Consider the following 7,972-nt stretch of genomic DNA (forward strand, 5'->3'; position numbering starts at 1 on the left):
ACCCGGCGGGTGCTCGCCGAGCTGCCTTCCGAACGCGACCGTCGGATCCTGTTCCGGTTCTACATCGACGAGGACGACAAAGAGCAGATCTGCCGCGAACTGTCTCTGACGAGCCTCCATTTCAACCGGGTCCTCTTCCGGGCCCGGGAGCGGTACCGGGCCCTGTATCGCGAGATTGCGGAAAGGCGGGCGAGATAATACCGCCCGAAAACACACCTTGATGAAGATGGAACATCCGGGAATCGACGAAGACCTCCTCGCCGACCGCTACGTCGCGGGAAAGCTGTCCGCGGAAGAGCGCGATCGGTTCGAAGAGCACTTCTTCGACTGCGCGGCCTGCCTGGAAGCGATCGAGGTCATCCATCGGTTTCGGAACGACTTGAAGGAGGTGGGCCCAAGCGAACCGCCGGCCCCCCTCCCCTCTTCTTTCCCGCGCACGGCGACGTTTCTCCTCGCCGCTTCCCTCGCGGCGGCCGTCTTTTCCGCTCTGTACTTCTATCGCGAAGAACGCGGAGCCCGGCGCGAACTCCAGGCCGCCCGGCGGACCTCCGAGAGAGCCGTTCCAGGGGACCGGGCCGGTCAGGAGCCGGATGCCGCCCGGGCGCTGCGGGCGGCGCCTCTCGCGGCGTCCGTCTTCACCCTGAATCTGACGCGGGGGGCGGGTTCCCCGGAACCGGACAACCGGGTGTCTCTCGGAGCGTCGCCCCACTGGCTGGTCCTCCTCTTCGATCAACCGGACGACGATGCCGCCGGAACCTATCGCGTCATCCTGAAGACGGCCGACGGAAAGCCCCTCGGCGCCTCCGTGGACGCCTCGGCGACGTCGAGCGGGCTGCTCGCCGCGGGCTTCCGGTCGGACGTCCTGGCTCCCGGGGATTACGCCCTGACCGTCGAGTCGACCGCTCCCGGGCGTCCGGAACCCCTCGCCACCTACCGGTTCCGCGCCGTTCCCTGACGGGGGTGAGATAGTTCGGGGCGTCCCGGCACTCCTCCTCTGACGCCCGCCGAGCGCGGTGTCGAGGAGGGGAACGATGAACAGCGCATTTTCCGTCACCGGATCCCGACCCCCGGGTGAAGTGCCGCCGCGACCTCCGGGCGAAATGCCGTCGATCGATCCGTCGTCCATGGATACGGACGAGACGATCAACGCCATCATCGTCAGGACGGAGACGGGAAAGCTCACGGTCGGGCGGCGTGAAACCCGCCGGCCGACCGAATCGACGCCGACGGTCCCGGGTACGGCCGATCCGGCCGAATCGGACGAAACGAAGGGCCGCGACCGCTGAGGTAAGCCTTCCGCCGGTCGGAAAGCCCGGTGAACCCACGCGGGAAGAGACGGGAGACCGGGTCCACCCGCCGAAGGACTGGACGATGGAGCGTAATCGTCGATCGGACATTCCGTCATGGTGCCGGGCTCGGCCTTCTCGGCGAACCTCGCGGCAGCCGTCCCCGCACTCGCCGGCTTCAGTTCGACGGAGACGTACCTGCCGGCGGTCGGGCGGGTCGCCGGAAAGACGGTGCCCGGTTCTACTTCTCGCGGCGACAGCCCAAGAGCCGCACGCCGCCATGCCGGAGGTCGGAGCCGATACGCGTGGAATTGAACGGCGTCGTGGCGACCTTTCGCCGCGACACGTAGCGGGGCGCCTTCCCCGCACTTCCGGGAATATGGCACGGGCCGTGCTTTGTTTTATCGAGTGAAGGCGCGCCGAAGGGTCGGAGGTCCTGCGCAGGCTTCGACCGCGGTGGTTCCCTCGGCGATCGCCGACCCCCCTTCCTTTCGAACGAATTCCGGACCAACTTGAATGGCGACCGCGACCCTTCAGGCTCGCGCGGTTTCCGGCCGTTGCCCGAGGCGGGATTCAGGATGATCGCGCCGCGCGATCACTTCGCCGGGATGAACCTCATCGCCGCCGAGTTCATGCAGTAGCGCAGGTGAGTCGGCGCCGGCCCGTCGTTGAAGACGTGGCCGAGGTGCCCGCCGCAGCGGCTGCACAGGACCTCCGTCCGGTCCATGAACAGGCTCCGGTCCGTCTTCGTCTCGACGGCCGACGGTGAGATCGGCTGCCAGAAGCTCGGCCACCCCGTCCCGGAATCGAACTTCGTGTCGGAAGAATAGAGCGGGTTCCCGTCCGCCGCGCAGACGTAGGTTCCCTTTTCGTGGTTGTTCCAGTACTTGCCGGTGAACGCCCGCTCGGTTCCGGCCTCGCGGAGAACCTGGTACTGCTCGGGCGTGAGTTCCTTCTTCCACTCGGCGTCGGACTTGACGATCTTCTCGACCACGGGTTTTCCTTTCGCGCTCGCCGTGTTTCCCCCTCCGAGCGAGCCGAGCACGGCGACGGTCGCGGTCAGCGCGGTGAAAATCATCCACTTCTTCATGACGTCAAAATACCACCGCCGGTTTCAACCGGCGGGCGTCTTGAGAAATTTCCCCGGGCGGTCTCCGGTGACCGTCAACGCGCGGGGAGGACGACCGTCGCCGCCCGGCCGCGGCTCGCGGCCGCCTCGACGGGCTTCCAGACGGCGATCTCTCGGGCGCGGTCAGGGCATACGTGGATTCGAAAGGAGAGTCCCGCTCGTCGAGATGCGCGAAGGAAGCGCGCGATACCGTCGATCCGGAATCTGGCGCTCCGCGCGGCGGCCGATCGTCTCCGTCCGTTCGAGCGGCGTCATCTCGCGGAAGTAGCCGCCGAGGTTAGAATCGGAGCAGGAGGCCCTCTCCCATGAAGAAATTCCTGCGCGCCCTCGCGGCGACGGTCGTGGTCTTCGCCGCGGCGCTCGCCGCACTCGTCGCGTTCTTCGTGCTGCGTCCCCCGAAGAGCCGGCCCCCGTCGCCCGAGAAGATCGCGATCACGCCCGCCCGCGTCGAGCGCGGCCGGTATCTCGTCCTCCACGTCACGGACTGCCTCGGGTGCCACTCCGACCACGAGTTCGACCGCTTCGGCATGCCCGTCAAGGCGGGCACGGAGGGACAGGGCGGCTTCGCGTTCGACGAGAAGCTCGGCGTGCCCGGCGTCGTGTGCGCCCAGAACATCACGCCGGATCCCGAGTTCGGTCTCGCGAGCTGGAGCGACGGCGAAGTGCTGCGGGCGATGCGCGAGGGCGTCGATCGAAACGGCCGGGCGCTCTTCCCGATGATGCCGTACCTCGGCTACCGTCATCTCTCCGACGAGGACGCCCGGGCGATCGTCGCGTATCTCCGCACGCTGCCGCCGATCCACCGGCCCGTTCCGGCCAAGCGCATCCATTTCCCGCTCAACCTCCTCCTCAAATCCGTTCCTCGGCCGCTCGACGGACCGGTCGCTCCCGTCGCGGCCGCCGACTCCGTCGCGTACGGGAAGTACCTCACGACGATCGCGGGATGCCTCGGGTGCCACACGACCGAGGACGCCCGCCACCGGCCGATCCCGGGAATGGAGTTCGCCGGGGGAAACGAGTACCGCGGCCCATGGGGAACCAATCGCTCGGCGAATCTCACGCCGGAAGCGCACACCTGGATGGGACACGCGACGAAAGCCGAGTTCATCGGGCGCTTCAAGGCGTTCGTGCCGCTCGCCGGGAACTCCCCCGTCGCTCCCCGGGGGCAGAACACCGTGATGGGATGGCTCGCGTACTCCGGAATGACGCCGGAGGACCTCGGCGCGATCTACGATTACCTGAAGACCGTCAAGCCGGTGCGCCACGACGTCGTGACCTTCCCGGAGGCGCCCGGCGCCTCCCGCGGGGGGCCCCCGGCCGCCGCGCCATGACGCGGCGCCGGCTCGCGTCGATCTCAACGGCCCTCCTCCTCGGGGCGGCGTTCGCGGCGAGCGCGGCGGTCCCTCCCGCCGCGGAGGGCGATTACACAATACACGATTTCAGGTTCGGAACCGGCGAAACCCTCCGGGAGCTCCGGCTGCACTATCGAACGCTCGGCGCGCCGCGACGCGACGCCGCGGGGACGGTCCGGAACGCCGTGCTCGTCCTGCACGGCACGACGGGAAGCGGAAAGCAGTTCATGACCGAGAACTTCGCCGGCGTGCTGTTCGGGCCGGGCGAGCTCCTCGACGCGGCGACGCACTTCATCGTTCTTCCCGACGGGATCGGCCACGGACGGTCGAGCAAGCCGAGCGACGGGATGCACGCGCGGTTTCCGCGGTACACGTACGACGACATGATCGCCGCGCAGTATCGGCTCGTGACCGAAGGCCTCCACGTGACCCATCTCGAGCTCGTCATGGGCACTTCGATGGGCGGGATGCACACGTGGCTCTGGGGAGAGCAGCACCCCGGGTTCATGGACGGTCTCGTGCCGCTGGCGAGCGTGCCGACGCAGATCGCCGGCCGGAACCGCGTCATGCGCAAGATGATCCTCGACGACATCCGCGGCGACCCGGGGTGGAACGGCGGCGACTACGCCGAACAACCGCGGGGGCTGCGGGCGGCCGTTCAGGTCCTGCTGTTCATGGTGTCGAGTCCCCTCCAGTGGCACAAGGCGGCGCCGACGCGGGATGCGGCCGATCGCTTCCTCGAGGAACAGATGCATTCCCGGCTCGACGGCGTCGACGCCAACGACTTTCTCTACGCGTTCGACGCCTCCCGGAACTACGACCCGTCGCCGGACCTCGGAAAGATCGAAGCGCCCCTCGTCGCGATCAACTCCGCCGACGACCAGATCAATCCGCCGGAGCTCGGCCTGATGGAGAAACTGATCCCCCGCGTGCGCCGCGGCCGCTACGTTCTGATTCCGACGAGCGACGCCACCCGCGGCCACGGCACGCATTCGTTCCCCGCGATCTGGAAGGAGCACCTGGCGGCGCTCCTTCAGGAGATCGAGAAGTAGCCGGCGGCCGGCGCCGGGTCAACGGAGAGTCGTCGAGCGATCGGGGAGCGGGCGCGTCAATCGCCGTGCCCGCCGCGGCGCGAGCCTCCGAAGCGAAAGCTCAGCGACGGGGGAACGGAGCTCAGGCGGTCCGGGGCGGCGCGTTCGAGTCGCTCGTTCGACGAGCCGCGCCGGTTCCTAAGCGGTGGCGGTCGCCGACTCGGCGGCCACCAGCGATCCCTCTTCCATCCAGTGCGCGATCAGCCGATAGATCCGGAAGGAGTCGACGAAGAAGTCGGCCTCGCACTGGGCCGCGGAGGCGCCCCCGGTGATCTTCGCGAATACGCCCTGGAGAAGCGTGGGGTCGCGCTCGTCCTCGGGCGCCGTCGGCGGAACCGCGGTCCGCACGAGCGGCGTTCCCTCGGGCACGAGCGCCCGCGCCTGGCGCAGCTCGTCGTAACGGCGGCTTCCCTCGAAGATCAACGGGACGATCTCGAGCAGCGAGCCGGGATCGGCCGTGCCGCCGTTCTGGCGGTTCACGAACGAGAACGTCCCCGGAGCGGGGTTCTCGAACAGCTGGTACACCGCGTCGCGGCCTCGGAGCGGGCCGACGCGGCAGTGTGCGAGTTTTCCCGATTCGAAGGCGAGAACGGCCGCCGTCTCGCCGGAACGATCCGTGAGGGTGAGGAGGCCGCTCACCTCGCTCTGCGCGAGATTCTGGAGCAGGTTCGGCATGCCGAAGAGCTCGAGGTCTCCCGAGAGGCTCGGGAGCGAGGAGTTGTCCGGGGGCGGAGCGGCGTGGTCGAACCCGTCGAGCGCCGCGGCGGCGGCTTTCGCGAACGACTGATCCGGATAGGTGCGGACCACTTCCCGGAAGAGCTGCCGGACCTCGGGCGTGGGAGTCGACGACAGCGCGCGGACGATCCACTCGATGTTCTGCGCCTTCCGCGCGAGCACGAAGCCGAACACCTTCCTCGGGAGCTCCTTGCGGAGGGCCGCCGTCAGGCGGGAAACGGCGGTCATCTCGGTCGAGAGGTCCGCCCCCGCGAGTTCCGCGAGGCGGGCCGTGGTCTCGCCGAGTCCCGAAACCCCCGAGAGACCGTGGTCCACGACCGCGTTGATCGCGGCCGACGTTCCGATTCGCGCGAGCGCCGAGTAGGCGCGATCGAGCACCGTCTGGACGTCGTCGGCGGTGTACGCGCCGCCTCCCGATTTCCCGGCGAGCGTCTCGAACTCCCGGGCGATCGAGATCAGCACCGCGGCCGTCTTGTCGTGGCGAATCATCGCGAGGTTCGCCATGACCTCCTTGATGAGCAGGATGTGCTGTCCCGGCCTTCCCAGCGAACCGAGCATCTCGATCTCCGCCTCGAGCGGGGAGTCCTCGGAGCGCGGGATCCTCCGCAGGACGTTCAGGAGGTTCCGCTGGAAATACCATCCCGCCTGCCCCGACGCGGGGTTGAGCGGCTGTCTCAGCTTCTCGAGAGCCGCGCGACGGGCGACGGGCCCGTGCACCTGGAGGAGCGTGACCAGGAGCCGGCGCCGTTCCCGCTTCTGTTCGGTCTCGAGTTCGTCGAGGATGCCCTGGGGAGAGAGCGCGGGGAAGAATCCGAGGACCTTGCGCAGGATCGACTGGCGGCTCGCGTCTTCGGCGTACGTCCGGAGGCGGTCGAGGTCGACGAGCTCCTGCATTCCGCGCCGCGTGAGCTCCGCCCGCTCCGGATCGACCTTCCTCTCGGCGACCAGCCGTTCGGCGAGATCGAACATGGTGACGGCGCGCCCGAGCTCCCCTTCGTTCAGCTGCTCGACGGCGGCGCGGACCATCTCGTGAAAGCGCCGCGCGCCTTCGGCGGGGTCGTCGGCGAGCGCGACGATCTTGTGCATCGCCTCGACGGCGCCGACCTTCGGCGTCTCCGGGTCCTCCGAGGTCTTCGCGGAGACCGGAATCGCCCATCCCGGCAGCGCGACCGACAGCGACCGGAAGACGCGGTCGATGCGCGAGTCCATCCCCAGATCGCCGAGCCGGGCGAGATAGCGGTCGAGATCGGCCGAACTCCGCGATTCCCGGGCAGCGACCGACAACATCTCGGAGAGAACCTTTTCCCGGCCGGGAGGAGCCGCGGGCGGCGGTTCACCGGGCCGGCGCTCGGGAACCGGACCCAGACGGTGGAGCAGCAGGGCAAAACGGCGGATCCCCTCCGAGACCGACAGATCCGGCGAAATTCCCGCGGGCGCGGCGCCCCCCGCCATTCTCGTCGCGACGAGCGGGCGCTCCGCGCCGGTCTGGCGGTGCAGCACGGAGACCGGGCTGCTCGTGTAGGTCTCGGCCGTCGCGAGACGGCGAACGTTGCTCGCGAACAGGAGGCGGTCCTCCTCCGGGCAGGCCTTCAGCAGGAGTGTGGCGACCCTCTCGAGGAACGGACCGAGCGTCTGTTCGCCGATCAGCTTGTACTCCGAGAGGAGATGGAGCTTCTTGATCCCGTGGAAGAGGTAATCGGACGTCGGGGCCGACGCGCCGGCCAGCGTATGCTGCTCGGCGGTCCAGTTCTGGATTTCGGCGGCCGTCAGCTCGGCGGGGTAGCGGACGAGGACGTCGATCGAATCGACGACCATGAGCGGAGCGAGCTCGTCGGAGAGATACCGCTGCAGCTCGAAGAGCGCTTCACGGACTTCCCATCCTGGCTGCCCGGGTTCGAAAGACTCCCCCACTTGTTCCGAATTGTACCCGGATACGCGCCTCTTTTCGATACCCCGGACGCCGCGGGCCGACCGGGGACCCCCCGGACCTTCCCCCGGGAGCCCCGCCCCCGGGTTCAGCCGATCGCCGCCGCCGTCTCCCGCTGGCGTCCTCCGGCGCTCGACGTTCCCGCCGGGACCGCCTCGAAGCGGGCTTGGAAGAACCGCAGGTAGCGCGGTTCATAGATCATGCGGAGCCCGCGCGCCTCCTGCCGGCGGTCCCAGATCGCCTCGACCGCCTCGACCGTGACGTCGCAGTGCGCCTGGGTGTAAACGCGGCGCGGGAACGTCAGCCGCACGAGCTCGAGCTTCGGATAGCGGTGGTCGCCGGTTTCGGGATCGCGGCCGGCGGAAACGACTCCCCGTTCCATGGCCCGGATCCCGGCTTCGAGGTACAGCTCGGCCGCGAGAGTCTGCGCGGGAAAGAGCGCCTGGGGCAGC

Annotated in this window: 8 protein-coding genes; 5 read left to right on the plus strand and 3 right to left on the minus strand. The window is 68.7% G+C overall.

Features of this window, described 5'->3' with window-relative positions; genetic code table 11:
• The 3 genes from VFS34_15325 to VFS34_15335 all read left to right on the plus strand — a co-directional run.
• Positions 1-198, plus strand: a 198-nt coding sequence (locus VFS34_15325; protein ID HET9795823.1) for a sigma-70 family RNA polymerase sigma factor, incomplete at its 5' end; no start/stop codon positions are given.
• Positions 199-226: 28 nt separating this feature from the next.
• Positions 227-955 (plus strand): zf-HC2 domain-containing protein, encoded by a 729-nt coding sequence (locus VFS34_15330; protein ID HET9795824.1) that lies wholly within the window; start codon positions 227-229, stop codon positions 953-955.
• 76 nt (positions 956-1,031) lie between these two features.
• A complete protein-coding gene (locus VFS34_15335) occupies positions 1,032-1,286 on the plus strand; it encodes a hypothetical protein (protein ID HET9795825.1) in 255 nt (84 codons plus the stop codon).
• A gap of 595 nt (positions 1,287-1,881) precedes the next feature.
• On the opposite strand, the gene msrB is transcribed toward VFS34_15335, so the two are convergent.
• Entirely contained in the window at positions 1,882-2,376 is a 495-nt protein-coding gene (msrB, locus tag VFS34_15340; GenBank protein ID HET9795826.1) for a peptide-methionine (R)-S-oxide reductase MsrB, read from the minus strand.
• A gap of 344 nt (positions 2,377-2,720) precedes the next feature.
• Here msrB and VFS34_15345 point away from each other — a divergent pair, with 344 nt between their 5' ends.
• On the plus strand, positions 2,721-3,746 hold the full coding sequence (locus VFS34_15345) for a cytochrome C (protein HET9795827.1): 1,026 nt from the start codon (positions 2,721-2,723) through the stop codon (positions 3,744-3,746).
• Positions 3,743-4,819 carry an alpha/beta fold hydrolase gene (locus VFS34_15350; protein HET9795828.1) on the plus strand — a complete coding sequence of 359 codons (1,077 nt, stop codon included), beginning with the start codon at positions 3,743-3,745 and terminating at the stop codon, positions 4,817-4,819. Before VFS34_15345 ends, VFS34_15350 begins: the two co-directional genes overlap by 4 nt.
• Before the next feature lie 177 nt (positions 4,820-4,996).
• On the opposite strand, the gene VFS34_15355 is transcribed toward VFS34_15350, so the two are convergent.
• Both VFS34_15355 and VFS34_15360 read right to left on the minus strand, forming a co-directional pair.
• Positions 4,997-7,504 carry a DUF4388 domain-containing protein gene (locus tag VFS34_15355; protein HET9795829.1) on the minus strand — a complete coding sequence of 836 codons (2,508 nt, stop codon included), beginning with the start codon at positions 7,502-7,504 and terminating at the stop codon, positions 4,997-4,999.
• Between the two features lie 104 nt (positions 7,505-7,608).
• Positions 7,609-7,972: beta-eliminating lyase-related protein (locus VFS34_15360; protein ID HET9795830.1), on the minus strand; the 364-nt coding region annotated here is incomplete at its 5' end.

This window comes from Thermoanaerobaculia bacterium, assembly GCA_035717485.1.
Classification (GTDB): domain Bacteria; phylum Acidobacteriota; class Thermoanaerobaculia; order UBA5066; family DATFVB01; genus DATFVB01.